The organism is Lentzea sp., assembly GCF_036380075.1.
GTDB lineage: Bacteria > Actinomycetota > Actinomycetes > Mycobacteriales > Pseudonocardiaceae > Lentzea.
This window is the reverse complement of the sequence record NZ_DASVFL010000352.1, coordinates 1-20296: the sequence shown is the minus strand read 5'-3', so window position 1 is coordinate 20296 and position 20296 is coordinate 1. Positions and strand designations below refer to the sequence as shown.

Below are 20296 nucleotides of genomic sequence, written 5' to 3'. Positions count from 1 at the left end.
GGCTGGTTCGGCGTGCAGCAGCGCGGCTGGGGCTCGAAGTTCGACGGCGGCGAGGCGACGTGGGAGTTCGCCCTCGGCCACCTCGCCAACCCGCGTTCGGTGCTGGAGACCGGCACCGTCTGGCTGCTGGCGCTGGCGATCGTCCTGGTGTTCTACGCCTTCCAGCGCCGCCTGGAGTGGCCGCTGGTCGTCTACGGCATCGGCGTGCTGGTGATGGACCTCGGCTCGAACGGCCTGATGAACTCGAAGGCCCGCCTGCTGCTCCCGGCCTTCACGCTGCTGGTCCCGCTGGCGCTGGTGCTGGCCCGCCGCCGGCCGTCCACGGTGCTGACGGTGCTGGGCGTGACGACCCTGTTCAGCGCGTGGTTCGGCGCCTACTCCCTCGCCGTTTGGCAGTATGCGATCTGATGAACGAGCTGATCTCGAAGCGCAGGAGCCCACGGGCCTTCTCCGCTGACGCCACGGTGTCCGACGACGACCTGCGCCTGCTGCTGGAGGCCGCGCGCTGGGCCCCGTCCCACGGCAACAGCCAGCCGGCCCGCTTCGTGGTGGGCAAGCGCGGCACCCCGACGTTCGACACGATCTTCGAAACCCTGACGCGCGGCAATAAGACCTGGGCCTTCCGCGCCTCGGTCCTGCTCGTCGGCTGCGTCGTCACGACCGACGACCGCGGCGACATCCCGAACGTCGAGTTCGGCCTGGGCCTCGCGATGGAGAACATCGCCCTGCAGGCCGTCGACCTGGGCCTGATCTCGCACATGATGGGCGGCTTCGACCCCGACGCCGTCCACGCGGCCTTCGCCATGCCGGCCGACGTCCGCCCGCTGGTCGCGATGGCCCTCGGCCACGAGGGTTCGCTGGAGGACCTGCCGGAGGACCTCCAGGCGCGCGAACAACGCGAACGCGAGCGGCACCCGCTCTCGGAGACGGTCTTCACCGGCTCCTGGGGCCAGTCACTGTTCGGTTGAGAAGTACTTCGTCGCGACGTCGTTGTGCAGCGGGAACGCCAACGGCTCGCACTCGAAGATGACCTTCCGCTCGGAGGCCTCCTCGTTGGGCACGAACGGCGGCATGTCGTCGGCGTTGACGGCGGGCGCGGTGGCGAACAACAGCACCGTCCCCCCGTCGGGCGTCGACACGAAGTGCAACGGCCGCAGCTCACCGGGATCGATGCGCACGTTCGCCTCTTCTTCGAGCTCGCGAGCGGCACTCTCCTGCCACGACTCGCCCCGCTCCATGAACCCGCTGACGAAGGCGAGCCCACCCACCGGCGGAATAGCTCGACGCACGGTGAGAAGCCCGGTCCGATGCCCGTCCTTGACCGGCACCAGCAGGACCACGACCGGCGAGGGATTGGCCCACACCATGTGCGCGCAACTCTCGCACTTGCGTGGGTATCCAGCCGTGTCGGCGTACTGAGTGCCGCAGCTGTTGCAGAAGTCGTCGCGCGCCATACGCCGAACCTAGTTCAGACGCCTAACGAGCTTAAGGACGATCGCTCGAACGGCCAGCCAGAACAACGCGGCAAGGCCGAAGTTCACGATCGTCCGCAGCTTCGGGTCGTCGGGACGGAACAGGTCACGGAAGGCAAGCGCAAGAGGCTCCGCAAGGGCTTTGACGTTGCTGGTGATGGGGTTGTCAGGAGCGGCCCCGCCGACGGTGAGCACGACGTGGACGACGAGCACGACCGCCAGCGCGAGGCCGACCCAACTGACAATCCCAGCGGCGATCCCGACCACCCGCGTACGCATGGGTCAGGACCCTACTCCTCAGTAGCGTGACACCGCACGCGCGAGGATACCGGTCACGACCAGCCAGAACACGGCGGCGAGACCGTAGTTGAGGAAGACGTCGAGGTTGTAGTTCCCCGTCTGGAACAGGCCGGGGAAGAACAAGGCCAGTGGATCGGCAAGCGACTTGATGAACCCGAAGAACGAGTTCGCCGTGTTCGCACCGAGCACCACCATCAAGATGTAGAGGATCTCGATGAAGGCGAAGAGGACGCCGATGCCGCTGATCACGCGGGAAGCCGTGCCGCGGCCGCTGGTCGTACGTAATCTGGACATGTATGAACTTTTCCCACGTTCGAGTGACACAAAACTTGCAACATCACCAGCATCGTCAAATCGATGCAAAGGCAAATGCGAGCAGGACTCGAGCAGGGGCATTCTGATCGCCAGGCCCCGTCATCCGGACCATCCCGCGCGGTGACCGACCGCCCTGCCGCGTCCCACGATCCGGTCCCTCTGTTCCATCCCCGCCAACCATGTGACTACTCTGTCCACCGTGTGGCGTTCCCTCCTGCTTCGCTGCCGTGACGGGGTCTGATCAGACCGGCCCCCCGTCGCGGGACTCAGCGTTGCCGCCGGTCGTTCAACCCAAGCGACCAGGAGCACCCGGCATGACCACCGCAGACGCCTACACCTCCGGCACCAGCCGCATCCGCAAGCCGTCCCGCCCGGCCCCGGACTCCCAGCCCACGTGGAACACCCAGCTGGGCAGCAGCATGCCGTTCCACCGCTACCGCCCGTTCCACGAGCTGGTGGAGACGGTCGACGTACCGGACCGCACGTGGCCGACGAAGCGCGTCGAGAAGGCGCCCCAGTGGTGCGCCGTCGACCTGCGTGACGGCAACCAGGCCCTGATCGACCCGATGTCGCCCGCGCGCAAGCGCAAGATGTTCGACCTGCTGGTCCGCATGGGCTTCAAGGAGATCGAGGTCGGCTTCCCGGCGGCGTCGCAGACGGACTTCGACTTCGTCCGCGAGATCATCGAGGACGGGGCGATCCCGGACGACGTCACGATCCAGGTGCTGACGCAGTGCCGCGAGGAGCTCATCTCGCGCACGTTCGAGTCGCTGCGCGGCGCGAGCAAGGCGATCGTGCACTTCTACAACTCGACGTCGGTCCTGCAGCGCCGCGTCGTGTTCCGCTCGGACCGCGACGGCATCAAGAAGATCGCCACGGACGCGGCGACGTTCGCGAAGGCCCAGGAGGCGGACTACCCGGAGACGGACTTCCGCTACGAGTACTCCCCCGAGTCCTACACGGGCACCGAGCTCTCCTACGCGCTGGAAGTCTGCAACGCGGTCACGGAGATCATCCGGCCGACGCCCGAGAAGCCGCTGATCATCAACCTGCCGGCCACGGTCGAGATGGCCACGCCGAACGTCTACGCCGACTCGATCGAGTGGATGTCGCGCAACCTGGCGCAGCGCGAGTCGATCATCCTGAGCCTGCACCCGCACAACGACCGCGGCACGGGTGTCGCGGCGGCCGAGCTCGGTTACCTGGCCGGGGCCGACCGCATCGAGGGCTGCCTGTTCGGCAACGGCGAGCGGACCGGCAACGTCTGCCTGGTGACGCTGGCGATGAACATGTTCAGCCAGGGCATCGACCCGCAGATCGACTTCAGCGACATCGACGAGGTGCGCCGCACGGTCGAGTACTGCAACCAGCTGCCGGTGCCCGAGCGCCACCCGTACGGCGGCGACCTGGTCTTCACCGCGTTCTCCGGCTCGCACCAGGACGCGATCAAGAAGGGCTTCGAGGCGCTGGAGGCCGACGCGAAGGACGCGGGCCAGCACGTCGACGACTTCCCGTGGGAGGTCCCGTACCTGCCGATCGACCCGAAGGACGTCGGCCGCAACTACGAGGCCGTCATCCGGGTCAACTCGCAGTCCGGCAAGGGCGGCGTGGCGTACCTGATGAAGCAGGAGCACCACCTGGACCTGCCGCGGCGACTGCAGATCGAGTTCTCGAAGGTGATCCAGGAGGTCACCGACACGCAGGGCGGCGAGATCGGCCCGAAGGAGATGTGGGACGCCTTCGCGGAGGAGTACCTGCACGGCCGGGTGCCGCTGTACCTGCTGAAGCACCGGGCGACCTCGGACGGCAGCGGCCGCGAGGAGATCACCGCGACGCTGCTGATCGACGGCGAGCAGCAGGAGATCACGGGCTCCGGCAACGGTCCGATCGCCGCGTTCGTCGACGCGCTGGCGTCCATCGGCTACGACGTGCGGGTGCTGGACTACGCCGAGCACGCGCTGTCCGCCGGTGACGACGCCCGCGCCGCCGCCTACGTCGAGTGCGCCGTGGGCGACCGCGTGCTGTGGGGCGTGGGCATCGACAGCTCCACGGTCGCCGCGTCGTTCCGCGCGATCGTCTCCGCGATCAACCGCGCGAACCGCTAACGGACGACGGACGGGGAGGACGCGTTCGGCACCAGCTGCCGCGGCGCGCCCTCCCCGTTCGCCCGCACGGCCCAGATGCCCTCACCGGGCAAGCCGTAGGCGATGGTGTCGTCGTCGAGCCAGACGACCTGGTCGTCGATCCCGCGGGTCTCGGCCAGCGGCGTCTCCACCATCGTGGTCAGGTCCAGCACGTGCTCGCGCCACGGCCGCGCGCCGTCGCCGGGCACGCGCTTCTTGAACGCCACGCGCGTGCCGTCCGGGGACAGCGACGGGCATTCGACGTTCTCCCGCAAGGGTTTCGCCGACTCGTCGGACGCGTCCCCGCGAATCAGGAACGTCTTCCCGCCGGCGCTGAGGGTCGCGTAGTAGGTGCGGTCGTCGGCGGTGAACGTGACGCCCCAGAAGTTGAGGTCGTTCGCCATCTTCACGCCCTCGACCCGCGTGCCCTCGACGTTGCTGGAGTACACCTCGGTCTGCTGGTCGAAGATCGCGGTGCGGGTGGAGAACGTCCCGGCCTGCGCGTACGAGTCGCCGGTGACGAACGTCGTCCACGACGCCATCCGCCCGTCCGCCGAGAGCTGCGCGCGGTTCGGCACGCCCGCCACCTCGACGCGCCGCCGTTCTGACAGGCCCTGGTCGACGAACAGGGCCACCGACCCCGGCAACGGCCCCGAGCCCTCCGCGAGGCACAGCCCCTGCCGTGCGGCCGTGTAGAACCGCTTGCAGGACAACGAGCTCAGCCGGCGCGGCCCACCCGGTGAGCCGAGCGGCACCGACGCGACTTTGCCGCTCGCGTCGTCCACGAACAGCAGCCGCCCGGCGGTCAGCTCGACCGGTCCCTGCTCGACGGCGACCGCGGCGGACCCCGGTGACCGCAGGGCGTATGCGGTGGCACCCGCACCCAACGCGATCACCGCGAGCACGACGACCAGCACCCTCACCAAGCGAACCACGTCCACAAAGCCCCGAACAGCACGGACGAGCACGCGCGGGCGAGCACCTGACCGGTCTGGAGCAGCGCCAGGCCGGACGTCCGCAGCTCGTCGGGCACCAACGGCCCGGCGACGGCCATCAGCACGCCGTCCGTGCACGCGTAGAACAGCCCGTGCAGCAGCAGAACGCCCACGAGCAAGGGGATTCCGGACGCCCCCGCCAGCAACGCGTACGCGCCGAACAACGCCACGTGCCCGGCCAGGAAGATCCGCCACCGCCCGACCCGGTCGGCCAGCGACCCCAGCGGCACGGCGGCGAGCAGGTACACGCCCGCCGTGCCGAGGGGGAGCAGCGCGATGTAGGCGACCTCGACGTCGAGCTCCTCCTGCAGCAACAGGTAGACGAACCCGTCGCCCAGCGTCAGGAACCCGAGCCCGCACGCGACCAGGCAGACCCGCCGGAACGGCCTGGACCGCAGCAGCCCGAACGCCGACCGCAGCGACACCGCGACGCGCGGCAGCACGTCCCGGTGGTCGCGCACGAACAGCACCAGCACCAGGAAACCCAGTGCCGCGAAGCAGAAGCTCACCACGAACACCACGTCGTACCGCGCCGGGACTGTCCACAAGAGACAGAACGCCGCCAGCGGTCCGAGGAACGCGCCGACGGTGTCCATGGCGCGGTGGACACCGAAGGCGCGTCCCAGGGCCGAGGGCTCGCTGCTCAACGTGATCAGCGCGTCCCTCGGCGCGGTGCGCAGGCCCTTGCCGGTCCGGTCCCCCGCCAGCACGAGCCCCATCGCGGTGGCGGAGGTCCCGGCGGCGAGCAGGCCGAGCTTGCCCAGCGCCGAGATCCCGTACCCGACACCGGCCACGAGCTTGCGCCGTTGCCAGCGGTCCGCCGCGTGCCCTCCGGCGACGCGGACCAGTGCCGTCACACCGGTGTAGACGCCGTCGAGCAGACCGAACTGCAACGGGGAGAATCCCAGCCCCAGCACGAGGTAGAGCGGCAGGACGGCGGTGACCATCTCGGACGAGACGTCCGTGAGCAGCGACACCGCGCCCAGCGCGAGCACGTTGCCCGCGATCCTGCCGGTGCCGCCCGCCGCCGGGGCCTGTCTTGCGGTTGCGATGTACACGACGGCCTCCGGATCAGCAGTCAGGATCGATCAACGGCAGTTGTGGGGACCGGCCTTGTCGCGGACCTTGCCCGCCGTGTCGATGACCTCCCACGAGTAGGAGCGGCCCGACAGCGTGAGCTTCAGGACGCCGTGGCTGTCCGCGAACCACTTCTCGACGCCGGTGCGCGGCTTGACCTCGTCGTAGAGGTAGTCGCCGCCGATGCCGACGATCGCCATGCGCATGCCATTGGCCTCGTCCACCGACCCGCTCTTGTTCAACGGCTTGAGCCGCTCGTAGTGGTGATCGTGCCCGTTGAAGACGACGTCGGCCTTGGCGTCGGCGAAGGCGTTCCACAGCGGCGACATCACGGACTTGTCGCCGTACTGGCCGGAGTTGAACCGCGGGTGGTGCCAGTAGCCGACGACGCAGGCCTTGGTGTTCGCGGCCAGGTCGGCCTTGAGCCAGCTGAGCTGCGTCGAGTCGCTGCCCTTCTCGTACAGCGTGTTCGAGTCGAACGAGACGAAGTGGAACTCGCCGGCCTCCCAGCTGTAGTACGGCTTGCCCTGCGGGTAGGCCTGGGCGCCGAAGTACGACCTGTAGCCGTTGAGGTCGTCCTCCCACTCGTGGTTGCCCGTCGCGGGGTGCGTGATGCTCTTGTACTTGCCCCACGACTTGTCGTAGTGGGCCTTGAACTCCGCGAGCGTGCCGCTGTCGTACTGGTTGTCGCCGACCGTGAGGATGTGGTTCGGCTTGATCTGGTCGATGAGCTTCGCGGTCTCGTAGTGCTCGGTGTTCGTCAACGACGCGATGTCACCCGCGACGACGACGGTGATGGCATCACCAGGTGCGGCAGGCTGGGTGGTCGCCTGCACCGCGTTGCTCGCCGCGCTGAGGTTGCCGGCCGCGTCACGGGCGCGGACGGTGTAGGTGAACGCCGTGCCGGACGCGAGCCCGGAGTCGGTGAACGTGGTCGTCGTCGGCGCACCGACGACGCTGCCGTTGCGCGACACCTCGTACCCGGTCACGCCGATGTTGTCGGTCGCCGCCGTCCACTGCAGACCCACCGAGCTCGACGTCGTGCCGGTGCTCGCGAGTCCGGTCGGCGCGGTCGGGGCCGTGGTGTCGCCGTTGGCGGTGCTGCCCCAGACCTCCAGCTCGAAGAGCGAGTAGCCGTAGGCCGTGCCGCGCTTGGTGCCGTAGATCCGCACGTACCGCCCGGTCGCGGTCAGCGAGGTTTCGTCGACACCGCCGTTCTGCCCGGTGAGGGTCTTCTTGGTGCTCCACGACGACCCGTCACCCGACGTCTGGATCTTGTACTCGGAGGCGTACGCAGCCTCCCAGGTGATCTTGACCTTGGAGATGGTGGCACTGCCGCCGAGGTCGACGGCGATCCACTGCGGGTCGGCGCCTTCGAGGCTCGCCCACCGCGTGGCGGCGTCGCCGTCCACGGCGTTGGCACCGCCGAAGGTCTCGGCCTCGGACGACGAGACGGTGGTGGGCTTGTTCGAGGAGAGCAGGGAGTCGGCGGCGTTGGCCGTGCCCGATGCCGCGAACAGCGGCACGACCAGGGCCAGCAGGGCTGTGGCGACGCCTGTCCGGGTGCGCTTTCTGATCACTTCGTCCTCCTGGGCGCGGGCGGCGGCTCGAAGGATTGGTAAAGAAGCTTTCCTATTGGGTCGGACGCTAACGGGACCAGGACACGCGGGTCAACGGCGGTACCGGGAAATCCCGGTCCGGGCGACCAAGTTGTGCACTTTCGGACAGCGGGGCGTCCCCTCGCGCACGCCACACGTCCCGAATCCGACCGCAACCTGTGGGCGCACTGAAGAAACACCCTGGTCGGGATTGTTCACCTGGGTCACGTACGTTCACCGATCATGAGCACCGCAGCCAGCCTCGTAGTGCTGTTCCTGGTCGCCGTCGTGCCGTTGGCACCGACGGAGGCCGTGCTCATCGGCGCCGGTGTCCTGGCCGCGTCCGGTGAGGTCTCGCTGTACCTCGTGGTGCTCGTCGCGGCCGCCGGGTGCCTGGTCAGCGATCTGATCAACTTCACCGCGGGGCGCCGGATGGGGATGCGGGCGCTCGACAAGGTCAACAAGAACGCCAGGGCGCGGGCCATGGTCGTGTGGACTGCCGGGCAGCTGGCGTCCAGGGGCGAGACGATTCTCATCGCGGCGCGGTTCCTGCCCGCCGGTGGCATCGTCGGGGCGTTGCTGACCGGGGCGTTGAAGTGGCCGGTGCGCCGGTTCGTGCCCGTGGCGGCGATCGGGTCGCTGTTGTGGAGCCTCTACCCCGCGACCGTCGGGTACATCGGTGGTCAGATCGTCGACGAGGCGTGGCTGGCGATGCTGTTGTCGTTCGGCGTGGCCACGCTCATCTCCGTTCCGGTCGGCATGGCCATCCGTGCGCGCAACGCCAACCGCACTCTCTCGTACGCCGAGGCGTCGTCGTAGAGCACGGCGAAGCGGTCGGCGGCGGTCAGCAGGGCGTCGACCTCGAACGCCAGCTGCGCGTCGCCGCACAGGCGTTCCAGCAGTGAGATCCAGCGCAGGTTGAACAGCATCAGCGCGTCGCGGACGCGGCCCGGGCGGGCGGCGAACTCCGAGCGGGTCACCACGAAGAAGCAGCCGCCGGGGAACACGCGGCGCTTCGAGTAGTCGAGCCAGCGGTCGGCCAGGTCCAGGACGGAGCCGCCGGCCACCACGACCTCGTGCGCGAAGATCTCCGCCGCCATGTGCACCGTCGAGATCTGCAGCTCCTCCTTGGCACCGAAGTGCGAGAAGACGCCGCTCTTGCTCATGCCGAGCTCTATCGCGAGCCGCCCGATCGTGACGCCCTCCAGGCCGTCGACCGAGGCGATCTCCGCGGCTCTCAACAGGATCGAGGCCCGACTGTCCATGAGGCCCAGGGCATCAGAACGACCTGGAGAAACGGCCGGGGCCACCTCGAAAGCGAGGTGGCCCCGGCCGGAACGACGAAGCGGACCTACGGGTTCAGCGCCTCGGTGACCGAGGCCGGTCCCACCAGCGGGACGTCGGGCGACAGGCCGTCGCCCTCCTCGACCAGGACCGGCTTCACCTCGTGCGGCTGGATCTCGCCGGACTCGATCTGCTCCGCCCAGTGGCACGCCACCTTGTGACCCGGCTTGAGTTCCCGCAGGGCGGGGCGGTCCGTGTCGCACTTGGTGGCCTGCCGCCACGGGCAGCGGGTGTGGAACCGGCAGCCGGTGGGCGGGTTCGCGGGCGACGGGAGGTCACCCGCGAGCAGGATCCGTTCGCGCCGGTCCTCGACCTCCGGGTCGGGCACCGGGATCGCCGACAGCAGCGCCCGCGTGTACGGGTGCAGCGGCTCTGCGTAGAGGTCCTCGGAGGTGGCCTCCTCGACCAGGCCGCCGAGGTACATCACGCCGACCCGGTCGGAGATGTGCTTCACGACCGCGAGGTCGTGAGCGATCACCAGGTAGGTCAGGCCGAACTTCTCCTGGAGCTCCTCCAGCAGGTTCACGACCTGGGCCTGCACCGACACGTCGAGCGCGGAGACCGGCTCGTCGGCGACGATCAGGTCCGGGTTGAGCGCCAGCGCGCGGGCGATGCCGATGCGCTGCCGCTGGCCGCCGGAGAACTCGTGCGGGTACTTGCGCAGCGCCGACGTCGGCAGGCCCACGGCGGAGAGCAGCTCGCGCAAGCGCTTGCCGGTCTCCTCCTTGCCCTGGTCCAGGTCGTGCGCCCGCAGGCCCTCGATCAGGATCGACTCGACGGACTGGCGCGGGTCGAGCGACGACAGCGGGTCCTGGAACACCATCTGGATCCGGCGCCGCATCTTGCGCAGCTCCTCGCCCTTCAGCGCCGAGAAGTCCTGCCCGTCGAAGATCATCTTGCCGTCGGTGGGCTCGTTGAGCCGCAGCATCGCCCGCCCGAGGGTGGACTTGCCGCAGCCCGACTCGCCGACCAGGCCGTACGTCTCGCCGCGCTTGATCTCCAGGTCGATGCCGTCGACCGCGTAGACGTGGCCGACGGTCCGGTCGAAGAACACCCCCCGCTTGATCGGGAAGTGCACCTTCATGTCCTGGACGGATACCAGGGTCTCGCTCATACCGGCACCTCCTCGGCGGCGGGAGTTCCCGGCACCACCGGGTTGTGGCAGCGCAGCAGGCGGCCCAGCTTGTCGACCTCGGCGGGCGTCTCCGCACGGCAGACGTCCAGCGCGTTCGGGCACCGGGGCGCGAACGCGCAGGCGCTCGTCCACGGGATGTTGTCCGCGACGGACCCCTTGATCGGCGTCAGCTTCTCGCCGCGCGGGGCGTCGAGACGCGGGATCGACGCGAGCAGGCCGTGCGTGTACGGGTGGCGCGGCTCGGCGAAGAGCTTGTGCCGCAGGGCCTTCTCGACCACCTTGCCGCCGTACAGCACGTTGACCTCGTCGCACAGGCCCGCGACGACACCCAGGTCGTGGGTGATCATCACGAGCGCGGTGCCGAGGTCCTGCACCAGTTCCTTCATCAGCGTGAGGATCTGGGCCTGGATGGTCACGTCCAGCGCCGTCGTCGGCTCGTCCGCGATCAGCAGCTTCGGCCGGCACGCCAGCGCGATCGCGATGAGCGCGCGCTGCCGCATGCCGCCGGAGAGCTGGTGCGGGTACTCCTTGAGCCGGCGGTTCGGGTCGGGGATGCCGACCTTGTCGAGCAGGTCCTTCGCCTCGATCATCGCTTCCTTGCGGGCCAGGCCGCGGTGCCGTTCGAGCACCTCGGTGACCTGCAGGCCGATCGGGACGACGGGGTTGAGCGAGGACAGCGGGTCCTGGAAGACCATGCCGAGGTCGCGGCCGCGGCGGTCGCGCATCTCCTTGTCCGACAGCTTCAGCAGGTCCGTGCCGTCGTACTTCACGGAACCGGTGATCGTGGCGCCGCGCTTGGGCAGCAGACCCATGATCGCGAGCGACGTGACCGACTTGCCGCAGCCGGACTCGCCGACGAGACCGACCGTCTGGCCGGGCTCGACGTCGAAGCTGACGCCGTCCACCGCGGTGAACGGTTCCTCGCCACGGCGCTGGAACACGACGGAGAGGTCACGAACTTCGAGCAGTGCCACGACGACTCACCGCCTGTTCTTCGGGTCGAGGGCTTCGCGCAGGGTCTCGCCCATGAGCGTGAAGCCGAGCGCGACGATGATGATGCAGATCGCGGGCCACGCGGCGAGGTGCGGGTGGGTGTCGAACACCTTCTGCACGTCACCGAGCATCTGGCCCCACTCCGGCACCCGGTCGTCCGGGTTGCCGAGACCGAGGAACGACAGCGCCGCCGCCTCGATGATCGCGGTGGCCAGCACCAGCGTGGACTGGACGATCACGGGACCGAGCGAGTTCGGCAGCATGTGCCGGAACACGATCGCGCCCTTCTTCACGCCGAGCGCGGTCGCCGCCAGCACGTGGTCGCTGTGCCGTTGCGCCAGCATCGAGCCTCTGAGCAGACGCGCGAACACCGGGATCTGCACGATCGAGACCGCGAGGATCACCGTGAACTGGCTGGGCCGCGCGAACATCGCGGCGATCGAGAACGCGAGCAGCAGCGACGGCAGCGAGAGCATGACGTCGACGACGCGCATGACCAGCGAGTCGACCCAGCCGCCGAGCGCGCCCGCGAGCGTGCCCAGGATCAGGCCGCCGGTGAGGCCGATCAGCGTCGCGCCGACACCGACGATCAGCGTCTGCTGCGAGCCGACCAGCAGGCGCGACAGGAAGTCGCGGCCCTGGAGGTCGCCGCCGAGCGGGTGGCCAGGCTGCGCGGGCGGGATCTCGTTGCGCGCCTTCACGACCTGGTCGATCAGCATCGGGTTGGCCGGGTCGTGCGGGGCGAGCCACGGCGACAGCAGCGAGATCAGGATGAAGATGCCGATGATCACCGCGCCGGTGAGGAACACCGGGCTGCGCCGCAGCCGCTTCCACGCACTCGCCGCCAGCGAGACGCCGGCGGTCGCGTCGATCTTTTCCTTCTTCGCGGAAAGTCCGAGAACCACGTCGCTCACCTCGTCCTGATGCGCGGGTCGATGAGCGCGTACGACAGGTCGACCAGCAGGTTGACCACGACGTAGACGATGGTCGCCATGATGATCAGCAACAGCAGCACCGGGTAGTCGCGCCGTTCGAACCCGATGGCGAGCGCCTCGCCGACACCGGCGAACGAGAACACCTTCTCGGTGAGCACCGCGCCGGAGAGCAGCGCGCCCGTCTGCAGACCGATCGTCGTGACGACCGGCAGCATCGCGTTGCGCAGCACGTGCCGGCGGCGGATCACCGGAGCGGTGAGGCCCTTCGACTCGGCGGTGCGCACGAAGTCCTCGTCGAGCACGTCGAGGACGGCCGCGCGGGTGATCCGGAAGATCACCGCGAACGGGATCGTGGCCAGCGCGATCGCGGGCAGGATCAGGTGTTCCAGCGCGTTGAAGGTCGCGTCCCACTCGCCGGTGATGATGCCGTCGAGGGTGAAGAACCCGGTCACGCGCGTGGCGTCGATGGCGTCCTGACGACCGCTGGAGGGCAGGCCGAGGGAGGACGACGCGACGCCCTTGAGCACGTAGGCCAGGAAGAAGACCGGAACGGCGACACCGATGAGCGAGCCGACGACGCTGAGGTTGTCGAACCAGCCGCCGCGGCGCTTCGCGGCGAGGTACCCGAGCGGGACGCCGATCGCGATCGCGATGAGGATCGCGAAGAAGCTCAGCTCGAGCGTCGCGGGGAACCGCTGGAGGAAGATGTCGAGCGCCGAGTCACCGGGCTGGACACCGGTCGAGACGCCGAAGTCCCCGGTCGCCGCGCGACCGAGGAACTTGAAGTACTGGACGACGATCGGTTGGTCGAGGCCGAGCTGCTTGGTGAGCTCCGCCGCCTTCTCCGGCGTAGAGCGGTCTCCCAGGAGGGCCGAGACCGGCCCTCCTGGGAGCACGCGCAACCACGCGAAGAGCAGCAGCGAGAGCACCAGCACCACGCCGACCAGCTGGATCAGCCGTCGAATGGTGTAGCGGAGCACTGTGAGCTACCCCGTTGTTCTCTTGTGGTGGGAGCTGGTCCGACTCAGCCCTTGGAGGCCGGGCCGAACTTCTCGTCGGTCAACGGGCTGGGAACGACACCCTTGATGTCCGACTTCAACACCAGAGCGGGCGGGGAGTGCGAGATCGGGATCGCGGGGAGGTACTCCTCCATGATCTTCTTGTTGATCTCTTCGTACTGCTTGGTGCGCTCCGACTCGTTCGGCTCGGAGTTGGCCTTGGCCAGGGCGTCCGCGAGGGTCTTGCCCCACGGCGACACACCGGTGTTGAAGCGGTTGTCGGTGCGGCCGAAGAACGTGCCGACCCAGTTGTGCGCGGTGCCGTTGTCACCGGTCCAGCCGAGCAGGAACAGGTCCGGGATGCTGTTGTCGACGTCGGTCAGGTAACCGCCGTTCCACGGCTTGGTGACGACGTCCAGCTTGATGCCGGCCTTCTGGAGGTCACCGGCGATGGCGCCCCACAGGTCCTTCGGGGACGGCATGTACGGACGCGTGACCTCGGACGGCCAGTACGCCTTCAGGGTCAGGTCGGAGGCACCGGCCTCGGCCAGCAGCGACTTCGCCTTCTCCGGGTCGTACTTCACCGCGGTGAGCGACTTGTTGTAGCCGTTCACGGTGTCCGGCATGAACTGCGTCGCGACCTTGGCGCCCTCGGGCAGCTGCGACTTGACGAGCTGCTCGCGGTTGATCGCGTACTGGAGGGCCTGGCGGACCTTCAGGTCGGCGAGCTTCGGGTTGTTCTTCTGGTTGATGCCCAGGTAGAACACGTTGAACGCCGGGCGGATCGCCACGTTGAAGCCGTCGGACTTCAGGCCGGCCCAGTCCGCCGCGTTCGGCAGGTCGTAGCCGTCGATGTCGCCGGCCTTGAGCGCCTGCTTGCGGGCGGTCTCGTCCGGGATGATCTTGAAGACGATCTTGTCCAGCTTGGCCTTCGTGCCGGCGTAGTCGTCGTTGCGGACGAGCTCGACGGTGTTGTTGGCCTTGTCGTACTTGCTGAACTTGAACGGGCCCGTGCCGGTCGGGTGCTCGTTCGCGTAGGCCGGGAAGGTGAACGCGTCACCGGCGGCCTGGACGTTGTCGGCGTCGTACTTCTTCAGCGCGTCGGGGCTGGAGATGGAGAACGACGTGAAGCCGAGGACCGACGGGAACTGCGAGGTGACCTCGTTCAGCTCGATGACCGCGGTCTTGGCGTCCTTGGCCGTGCAGGACTTGTAGAGCGAGGGCTTGTCCGGCGTGTCCTTGAACCCGCCGAAGTTGTCCAGCCAGTACTGCGAGACGGCGTCGGACTGGCCGGCGCCCTTCTGGTTGTACCAGCGCTCGAAGTTGAAGCACACGGCCTCGGCGTTGAACGCGGTGCCGTCGTGGAACTTCACGCCCTCCTTGAGGGTGAACGTCCACGTCTTGCCGTCCGCGGAGGGCTCGTACTTGGTCGCCAGCGCGGGCTCCACCTCGGCGGTACCCGGCTTGAACCCGACCAGACCCTCGAACATCTGGCGGGAGACCCGGAAGGTCTCGCCGTCAGTCGCGTAGAACGGGTCGAAGAGCTTCGGCGCGCCGGCGGCGCCGAAGGTCAGCGTCCCGCCTTCCTTGCCGCCACCGCCGGAGTCGCGCTGGGATTGCGCGCAACCTGACAGGGCGAGCGCGCTGACGCTGAGGAAGCCGATCGCGGCAACCCAACGGCGGCGAGCCGTTACTGAGTGGACCATCAAACACCCCTTGGACAATCCGCACATCTCACGGTGTGGTCGCCGACCATAACCGTTGTAGATACCCCCTCCGGGGCATCTCAGGTCACGATCCGGCCACTAGACCAGGCATTCTGATACGTCCGGCGCACGCTTGCTGACCCAACGTGAGCACGGCAGATGCGTTACACGCTCTCCTAGGCTGTAGAAACAAGCACGAAACGCGGAGGAGGTCGCATGGGCAGGCAGGTCGAGTTCCGCGTTCTCGGCCCCCTCCAGGTGCTCATCGACTCCGAACCACTGCTGGTCCGCGCGGGTCGTCAACGCGCGCTTCTCGTGTCGTTGTTGCTGCGTGCGGGCACGTCCGTGTCCGTCGACGAGCTGGCCGCGAACGTGTGGGGCGACGAGCCCCCCGCGCGTGCGCGCGCGACTTTGCAGACCTACGTGATGCGGCTCAGGCAGCTGCTCGGGCCGTCGGTGCCGATCAGGACGGTCCCGGACGGCTACCTGATCGACGTCGACGAGAAGACGATCGACCTGATGCGCTTCGAACCGCTGATCGACCGGGGCGAGCAGGAGCGCGCGGCGGGCGACCTCCAGGCCGCCTCGGCCGCGTTCGCCGCCGCACTGGCGCTCTGGCGGGGCCCGGCGCTGGTCGACGTGCCGTCGGAGGTGCTGCACCGCGACGAGGTGCCGCGGCTCGACGAACGGCGCCTGCACGTGCTGGAACGCCGGGTCGAGGTCGACCTCGAACTGGGCCGCCACGGCGAGCTGGTCGCGGAGCTGTCCCGGCTGACCAGCGAACACCCGTTGCGCGAGCGGTTCTGGGCGCAGCTGATGGTCGCGCTGTACCGCTCCGGCAGGCAGAGCGAGGCGCTGGCCGCCTACCAGCGGGTTTCCCGCCTCCTGGCGGACGAGCTGGGCATCGACCCCGGCGACGAGCTGCGGCGCGTGCACGGCCAGGTGCTGTCCGGGTCGATCGGCGCGGTGGCGGCACCGGCCGGCACCCCGGTGGTCGCCGCGAAGCCGGAGCGGGTCGTCCCGTCGCAGCTGCCCGCCGACATCCCGGACTTCGTGGGCCGCGGCGAGGCCGTGTCGTTGATCACCGCGCTGCTCAGGACGGCCCAGGGTGTGCCGGTCGTCACGCTGGCGGGGCCGCCGGGAGTGGGCAAGACGGCGCTGGCCGTGCACGCGGCACACCGGATGCGTGCGGACTTCCCCGACGGCCAGCTGTACGTGAACCTGCGCGGTTACGCGCCCGGACCACCGTTGAGCGCCGTCGACGTGCTGCCGCGGTTCCTGCGCGCGCTGGGGACCGAACCCGACCAGGTGCCGCTGGACCAGGACGAGCAGGAGGCGATGTTCCGGTCCACTTTGACCGGTCAGCGCGTGTTGCTGCTGCTGGACAACGCCTCGTCGGCCGAGCAGATCCGGCCACTGCTGCCGGGGTCGCCGGGGTGCGCGGTGCTGGTGACCTCGCGGGACACGTTGCGCGGCCTGGCGGTCTCGCACGCGGCGTCGAACGTGCGCCTCGACGTCCTCGACTGGCACGAGACGAAGGCGTTGCTGGCGGGGATCGTGGGCGCGGACGAGGTGGCGTCCCAGGAGGACGCCGCACTGGAGCTGGCGTCGTTGTGCGCGCACCTGCCATTGGCTTTGCGTATCGCTGCGGCCAACCTCGTGTCGCGTCCGGAACTGTCCATCGCGGACTACGTGGAGGAGCTGCGGGCGGGCAACCGGCTCGCCGCGCTGGCCGTCGAGGGCGACGAACGGGTCGCGGTGCACGCGGCGTTCGACCTCTCCTACGCGGCGCTCAAGCCCGAGCTCGCGCAGATGTTCCGGCTGCTGTCGCTGGTGCCCGGCACCGACTTCACGCCGGAGACGGCGGCGGCGCTGTCCGGACTGACCACTCAGGACGCCCGGCGCCGGCTCGACCGCCTGGCCACCGCGAACCTGGTCGCGAACCACGCGCCGTCGCGCTACCAGTTCCACGACCTGCTGCGCGACTACGCGGCCGAGCGGCTGGCGTTCGAGGAGGGTCGCGCGGACTCGCGGCTGGCGCTGCGGCGGTTGCTCGACTGGTCGGTGCGCTCGGTCGACAACGCGACGTCGGTGATGAAGTCGACGCTGTTCCGCTTCCCGCGACCGGCGCCGTTGGACGGTGTCGTGCCCCGGACGTTCAGCAGCAGCACCGAGGCCCTGAGCTGGCTCGACAGCGAGCGGGCCAACCTGGTGGCGCTGGTCGCGCACTGCGTGGAGCGCGACCCCGAGAACGCGCCGTGGCAGCTGGCCGACGCCCTGCGCGGCTACTTCTACACGCAGGGCCTGACCGCGGAGTGGCGCGAGACGGCCAGGGCGGGCCTGCTGGGCGCCCGAGCACCCCGTGACGAGATCGGTCAGCTCGCGATGCTGTCGTCGCTCGGCACGCTCTACTGGGTGACGGGCCAGCACCGCAACGCGCTGGGCTACTATCAGCAGGCCATCGCGCTCCAGGAGCACATCGACCTGCCGGAGGCCGAGGCCGCCGTGCTGTCCAACGCGGGCAGCGTCAACATCGACCTGGGCGAGCTGGAGCACGCCGCCGACCACCTCGAACGCGCGCTGGTGATCACCCGCCGCATCGGCGCGTTCCAGGTGCAGGCCAACGCCCTGTTCAACCTCGGCGGCGTCTACATGCAGCTCGGGCACCTCGACCGCGCCGCCGCGACGTTCGAGGAGGCCCTCGAGGCCGGCACGCGCATCGACTCGTGGATCACCCAGGCGAACTCCATGCGCGCGCTGGGCGAGGTGCACGCGTGGCGCGGCGAACCGGACCTCGGCGAGTCCTACTTCCAGCGCGCGAGCGAGCTGTACGAACGTGCCGCCGCCCGCAACTTCGGCCACACCATGCACGAGGGCATGGCCATCACGCTGATCATGCGCGGCCGGTTCGAGGAGGCCGCGGTCGAGGCGTCCGCGGCGATGCGGATCGCGCACGAGATGAACAACGTCAAGAGCGTCTGCGACGCGCGGAACCTGCTCGGACGTGCCCTGGAAGGCGCCGGCCGGTACGAGGAGGCCGTCGAGCAGTTCTCGTCGGCCCTGTCGATCGCCTCGGACACCGGGTACTCGTGGGGGCTGTGCTCGTCCCGGCGCGGCCTGGCGTCGGCCTACCGCGGGGTGGGCCGCTACGCCGAGGCGGTGGAGATGGCGTCGTCGGCGCTGGTGGAGGCGGGGCGGTCGCGGTTCCGGCTGGCCGAGATGGAGGTGCTGCTCGTGCTCGGGCGCATCCACCTCGACACCTCGGACGCCGCCGGTGCGCTGGAATGCGCGCTGCGGGCCGTGTCCGTCGGCTCAGATTCCGGGCACCGGTGGGTGTTCGGGCGGGCTCTGCTGCTGGCCGGCGACGCCTCGGCCGCCCTGGACGACGTCGACGCGGCTCGCGCGCACTGGTCGTCGGCGCTGGAGGTGTTCAGCGCGATCGGGACGCCGGAGGCCTCCGTCGTCCGCGCTCAGCTCGAGGTGACCACGTAGTCGGCTCTGGCCCTGGTCTCGTCGACCGCGAACCAGCCTCTTTCGTACTGCTGCCAACGGAGGAAGTGCGCGCGTTGGTGTTCGCCGTCCCTCGCGACCGCGCGTTCCAGCCTGGCCTCCTCGTCCCCGTGGTCGACGAAGATCCGGTAGCTCAGGCGGGTGTTGGCCTTCCTGGCCGAGGAGAAGCCCTCCAGGAGGATCGTCCTTTGTGGACTAAGTGTGACCTCGTCGCCTTCCCCGATGCACGGGAAACCTTGGGACCAGTCGGTTTTCCGGTAGGTGGCTTCGCGGCCGGCCGCGACTTCGTGCAGCGCGGCGGCGAGCCGCGGCCACCACCCGGTCGTGGGGTCGTCCCACGTGGCGAAGTGGTCGGTGCTGATGAGCTGGGCGTCGAGCTGCCGCGCCAGCTCCCGTGCGAACGTGGACTTCCCGGCGCCCGACGGACCGTCCACCGCGACCAGGCGGGTCGCGCCCAGTCGCGGTGGGGTCGCGTCTACATGCTGCGGCGACCAGATAGCGCACGCCCCAGCGTCAGCTCGTCGGCGAACTCCAGGTCGCCGCCCATCGGCAGACCGCTGGCCAGCCGCGTGACGGTGAGCCCGGGGAAGTCCCTGAGCATCCGGACGAGATAGGTGGCCGTGGCCTCGCCCTCGGTGTTGGGGTCCGTGGCGATGATGACCTCGGAGATGTCCACACCGTCGGTGGCCGTGCCGATCCGGTTGAGCAGCTGCCGGATGCGCAGCTGGTCGGGACCCACCCCGCTCAACGGGTCGAGCGCGCCGCCCAGGACGTGGTAGCGCCCCCGGAACTCCCTGGTGCGCTCGATGGCCTGCACGTCCTTCGGCTCCTCGACCACGCACACCAGGCTCAGGTCGCGCTTCGGGTCGCGGCAGATGCGGCAGGTCGTCTCCGCGGAGACGTTGCCGCAGACGTCGCAGAAGACGACGCCCTCCTTGACCTTCTGCAACGCCTGCTGGAGCCGCTCGATGTCAGCCGGTTCCGTCGCCAGCAGGTGGAAGGCGATCCGCTGCGCGCTCTTCGGGCCTACGCCGGGGAGCCTGCCCAGCTCGTCGATCAGGTCCTGTACCGGGCCCTCGTACATGTGTCAGCCGATCTCCGTGTGCCGATCCGCGGGTACTGGTCTCAGCCCAGCAGTCCGCCGAGGCCGCCCTGGGCGAGCGGGCCGAGCTTCTGCTCCACCAGCTGCTGCGCCTTGGAGTTGGCGTCCTTGATCGCCGCGATCACCAGGTCCTGGAGGGTGTCCACGTCCTCCGGGTCGACGATCTTCGGGTCGATGGCGAGGTTGACGAGCTCGCCGCCGCCGGTGACGGTGGCCGTGACGAGGCCGTTGCCCGCGTCGCCGGTGACCTCGGTGTCGGCCAGCTGCTGCTGGGCTTCTGCCATCTGCTGCTGCATGGACTGGGCCTGCTGGAGCAGGGCCTGCATGTCGAACTGACCGGGTTGCACCGCTGGTCCTCTCGGGGGCTTGGATGGTTGTTGGTCCAGGGTACGGGGCTTGGTCGGCTGGTTGCTTTTGGCTGGTGGGGTGGTTGCGTTTGGCGTGTTGGGTGCCTGTTTCAGGCGCGGGGCTCCGCCCCGGACCCCGCCAACTGATCAAGGACCGGGCCGGCGCCGTCTGCGGGTTGATGGCACGCCTGTTTCGTTGGGCGGCTTGCTGTTGCGTGCGTTTGTGGCGATTGCGTGGGGTGGTCCCGTCACGAGCAGTGCTCGAGGCAGCCACACCCGAGGGGAGAGGTCAAGTCGCGAAAAGCGTGCGACTTGACCTCTCCCCTCGGGCGCGGCACAACGCGTC

The 20296-nt window shown here is 69.1% G+C and carries 18 protein-coding genes and 2 pseudogenes; 5 read left to right on the top strand and 15 right to left on the bottom strand.

What is annotated here, in order from left to right; all coding sequences use genetic code 11:
* A pseudogene (locus VF330_RS37260) lies at window positions 1-408 on the top strand (hypothetical protein); the annotation flags it as partial.
* Window positions 408-968: a nitroreductase family protein gene (locus VF330_RS37255; protein WP_330856445.1), complete on the top strand. Its 561-nt coding sequence runs from the start codon at window positions 408-410 to the stop codon at window positions 966-968. The pseudogene VF330_RS37260 and the gene VF330_RS37255, both read left to right, overlap by 1 nt.
* Here the strand turns inward: VF330_RS37255 and VF330_RS37250 are convergent.
* The 3 genes from VF330_RS37250 to VF330_RS37240 form a co-directional block, all read right to left on the bottom strand.
* Window positions 954-1367 carry an NUDIX domain-containing protein gene (locus VF330_RS37250; RefSeq protein WP_330856444.1) on the bottom strand — a complete coding sequence of 138 codons (414 nt, stop codon included), beginning with the start codon at window positions 1365-1367 and terminating at the stop codon, window positions 954-956. The genes VF330_RS37255 and VF330_RS37250 overlap by 15 nt on opposite strands.
* 96 nt (window positions 1368-1463) lie before the next feature.
* Entirely contained in the window at window positions 1464-1751 is a 288-nt protein-coding gene (locus tag VF330_RS37245; protein ID WP_330856443.1) for a hypothetical protein, read from the bottom strand.
* A gap of 18 nt (window positions 1752-1769) precedes the next feature.
* A complete protein-coding gene (locus VF330_RS37240) occupies window positions 1770-2066 on the bottom strand; it encodes a hypothetical protein (protein ID WP_090057978.1) in 297 nt (98 codons plus the stop codon).
* 335 nt (window positions 2067-2401) lie between these two features.
* On the opposite strand from VF330_RS37240, the gene leuA reads away from it, so the two are divergent.
* Window positions 2402-4192 carry a 2-isopropylmalate synthase gene (gene leuA / locus VF330_RS37235; protein ID WP_330856442.1) on the top strand — a complete coding sequence of 597 codons (1791 nt, stop codon included), beginning with the start codon at window positions 2402-2404 and terminating at the stop codon, window positions 4190-4192.
* Here the strand turns inward: leuA and VF330_RS37230 are convergent.
* From VF330_RS37230 to VF330_RS37220, 3 genes are read right to left on the bottom strand one after another with little or no spacing between them, the layout of a single operon-like run.
* On the bottom strand, window positions 4189-5133 hold the full coding sequence (locus VF330_RS37230; RefSeq protein ID WP_330856441.1) for a hypothetical protein: 945 nt from the start codon (window positions 5131-5133) through the stop codon (window positions 4189-4191). The genes leuA and VF330_RS37230 overlap by 4 nt on opposite strands.
* The gene (locus VF330_RS37225) at window positions 5130-6263 is read right to left on the bottom strand and encodes an MFS transporter (RefSeq protein WP_330856440.1); all 1134 of its coding nucleotides are present in this window, start codon (window positions 6261-6263) and stop codon (window positions 5130-5132) included. The genes VF330_RS37230 and VF330_RS37225 overlap by 4 nt, the downstream gene beginning before the upstream one ends.
* Window positions 6264-6293: 30 nt before the next feature.
* A complete protein-coding gene (locus VF330_RS37220; protein WP_330856439.1) occupies window positions 6294-7862 on the bottom strand; it encodes a discoidin domain-containing protein in 1569 nt (522 codons plus the stop codon).
* A gap of 261 nt (window positions 7863-8123) precedes the next feature.
* Between VF330_RS37220 and VF330_RS37215 the strand changes: the two are divergent.
* Window positions 8124-8543: pseudogene (locus VF330_RS37215) on the top strand (DedA family protein); the annotation flags it as partial.
* A gap of 20 nt (window positions 8544-8563) precedes the next feature.
* On the opposite strand, the gene VF330_RS37210 reads toward VF330_RS37215, so the two are convergent.
* The 6 genes from VF330_RS37210 to VF330_RS37185 all read right to left on the bottom strand — a co-directional run bounded on the left by VF330_RS37210 (window position 8564) and on the right by VF330_RS37185 (window position 14991).
* Complete coding sequence (locus tag VF330_RS37210) at window positions 8564-9145, bottom strand: helix-turn-helix domain-containing protein (RefSeq protein WP_330856438.1); 582 nt, start codon at window positions 9143-9145, stop codon at window positions 8564-8566.
* Between the two features lie 86 nt (window positions 9146-9231).
* On the bottom strand, window positions 9232-10338 hold the full coding sequence (locus VF330_RS37205; RefSeq protein ID WP_330856437.1) for an oligopeptide/dipeptide ABC transporter ATP-binding protein: 1107 nt from the start codon (window positions 10336-10338) through the stop codon (window positions 9232-9234).
* Window positions 10335-11333: an ABC transporter ATP-binding protein gene (locus tag VF330_RS37200; RefSeq protein WP_330856436.1), complete on the bottom strand. Its 999-nt coding sequence runs from the start codon at window positions 11331-11333 to the stop codon at window positions 10335-10337. Before VF330_RS37200 ends, VF330_RS37205 begins: the two co-directional genes overlap by 4 nt.
* Window positions 11334-11339: 6 nt before the next feature.
* Window positions 11340-12257, bottom strand: coding sequence for an ABC transporter permease (locus tag VF330_RS37195; RefSeq protein WP_330856435.1), 918 nt, complete (start codon window positions 12255-12257; stop codon window positions 11340-11342).
* Between the two features lie 5 nt (window positions 12258-12262).
* Window positions 12263-13267, bottom strand: a complete 1005-nt coding sequence (locus tag VF330_RS37190; RefSeq protein ID WP_330856434.1) for an ABC transporter permease — start codon at window positions 13265-13267, stop codon at window positions 12263-12265.
* 44 nt (window positions 13268-13311) lie between these two features.
* On the bottom strand, window positions 13312-14991 hold the full coding sequence (locus tag VF330_RS37185) for an ABC transporter substrate-binding protein (protein WP_330856433.1): 1680 nt from the start codon (window positions 14989-14991) through the stop codon (window positions 13312-13314).
* A 216-nt stretch (window positions 14992-15207) separates the two neighbouring features.
* Between VF330_RS37185 and VF330_RS37180 the strand changes: the two genes are divergently transcribed.
* Entirely contained in the window at window positions 15208-18483 is a 3276-nt protein-coding gene (locus VF330_RS37180) for an AfsR/SARP family transcriptional regulator (RefSeq protein WP_330856432.1), read from the top strand.
* Here VF330_RS37180 and VF330_RS37175 read toward each other — a convergent pair.
* From VF330_RS37175 to VF330_RS37165, 3 genes are read right to left on the bottom strand one after another with little or no spacing between them, the layout of a single operon-like run.
* Window positions 18462-18935 carry a uridine kinase family protein gene (locus VF330_RS37175; RefSeq protein ID WP_330856431.1) on the bottom strand — a complete coding sequence of 158 codons (474 nt, stop codon included), beginning with the start codon at window positions 18933-18935 and terminating at the stop codon, window positions 18462-18464. The genes VF330_RS37180 and VF330_RS37175 overlap by 22 nt on opposite strands.
* 41 nt (window positions 18936-18976) lie before the next feature.
* The gene (recR, locus tag VF330_RS37170; RefSeq protein ID WP_330856430.1) at window positions 18977-19585 is read right to left on the bottom strand and encodes a recombination mediator RecR; all 609 of its coding nucleotides are present in this window, start codon (window positions 19583-19585) and stop codon (window positions 18977-18979) included.
* A 41-nt stretch (window positions 19586-19626) separates the two neighbouring features.
* The gene (locus VF330_RS37165; protein WP_330856446.1) at window positions 19627-19929 is read right to left on the bottom strand and encodes a YbaB/EbfC family nucleoid-associated protein; all 303 of its coding nucleotides are present in this window, start codon (window positions 19927-19929) and stop codon (window positions 19627-19629) included.
* Window positions 19930-20296 lie beyond the last annotated feature (367 nt).

Excerpts from the sequence above, each read along its gene's own strand:
- VF330_RS37165 (WP_330856446.1), bottom strand. The coding sequence starts at position 19,929 with ATGCAGGCCCTGCTCCAGCAGGCCCAGTCCATGCAGCAGCAGATGGCA.
- VF330_RS37185 (WP_330856433.1), bottom strand. The coding sequence starts at position 14,991 with ATGGTCCACTCAGTAACGGCTCGCCGCCGTTGGGTTGCCGCGATCGGC.
- recR (WP_330856430.1), bottom strand. The coding sequence starts at position 19,585 with ATGTACGAGGGCCCGGTACAGGACCTGATCGACGAGCTGGGCAGGCTC.
- VF330_RS37250 (WP_330856444.1), bottom strand. The coding sequence starts at position 1,367 with ATGGTGTGGGCCAATCCCTCGCCGGTCGTGGTCCTGCTGGTGCCGGTC.
- VF330_RS37210 (WP_330856438.1), bottom strand. The coding sequence starts at position 9,145 with ATGGACAGTCGGGCCTCGATCCTGTTGAGAGCCGCGGAGATCGCCTCG.
- VF330_RS37180 (WP_330856432.1), top strand. The coding sequence starts at position 15,208 with ATGGGCAGGCAGGTCGAGTTCCGCGTTCTCGGCCCCCTCCAGGTGCTC.
- leuA (WP_330856442.1), top strand. The coding sequence starts at position 2,402 with ATGACCACCGCAGACGCCTACACCTCCGGCACCAGCCGCATCCGCAAG.
- VF330_RS37255 (WP_330856445.1), top strand. The coding sequence starts at position 408 with ATGAACGAGCTGATCTCGAAGCGCAGGAGCCCACGGGCCTTCTCCGCT.
- VF330_RS37205 (WP_330856437.1), bottom strand. The coding sequence starts at position 10,338 with ATGAGCGAGACCCTGGTATCCGTCCAGGACATGAAGGTGCACTTCCCG.
- VF330_RS37245 (WP_330856443.1), bottom strand. The coding sequence starts at position 1,751 with ATGCGTACGCGGGTGGTCGGGATCGCCGCTGGGATTGTCAGTTGGGTC.
- VF330_RS37240 (WP_090057978.1), bottom strand. The coding sequence starts at position 2,066 with ATGTCCAGATTACGTACGACCAGCGGCCGCGGCACGGCTTCCCGCGTG.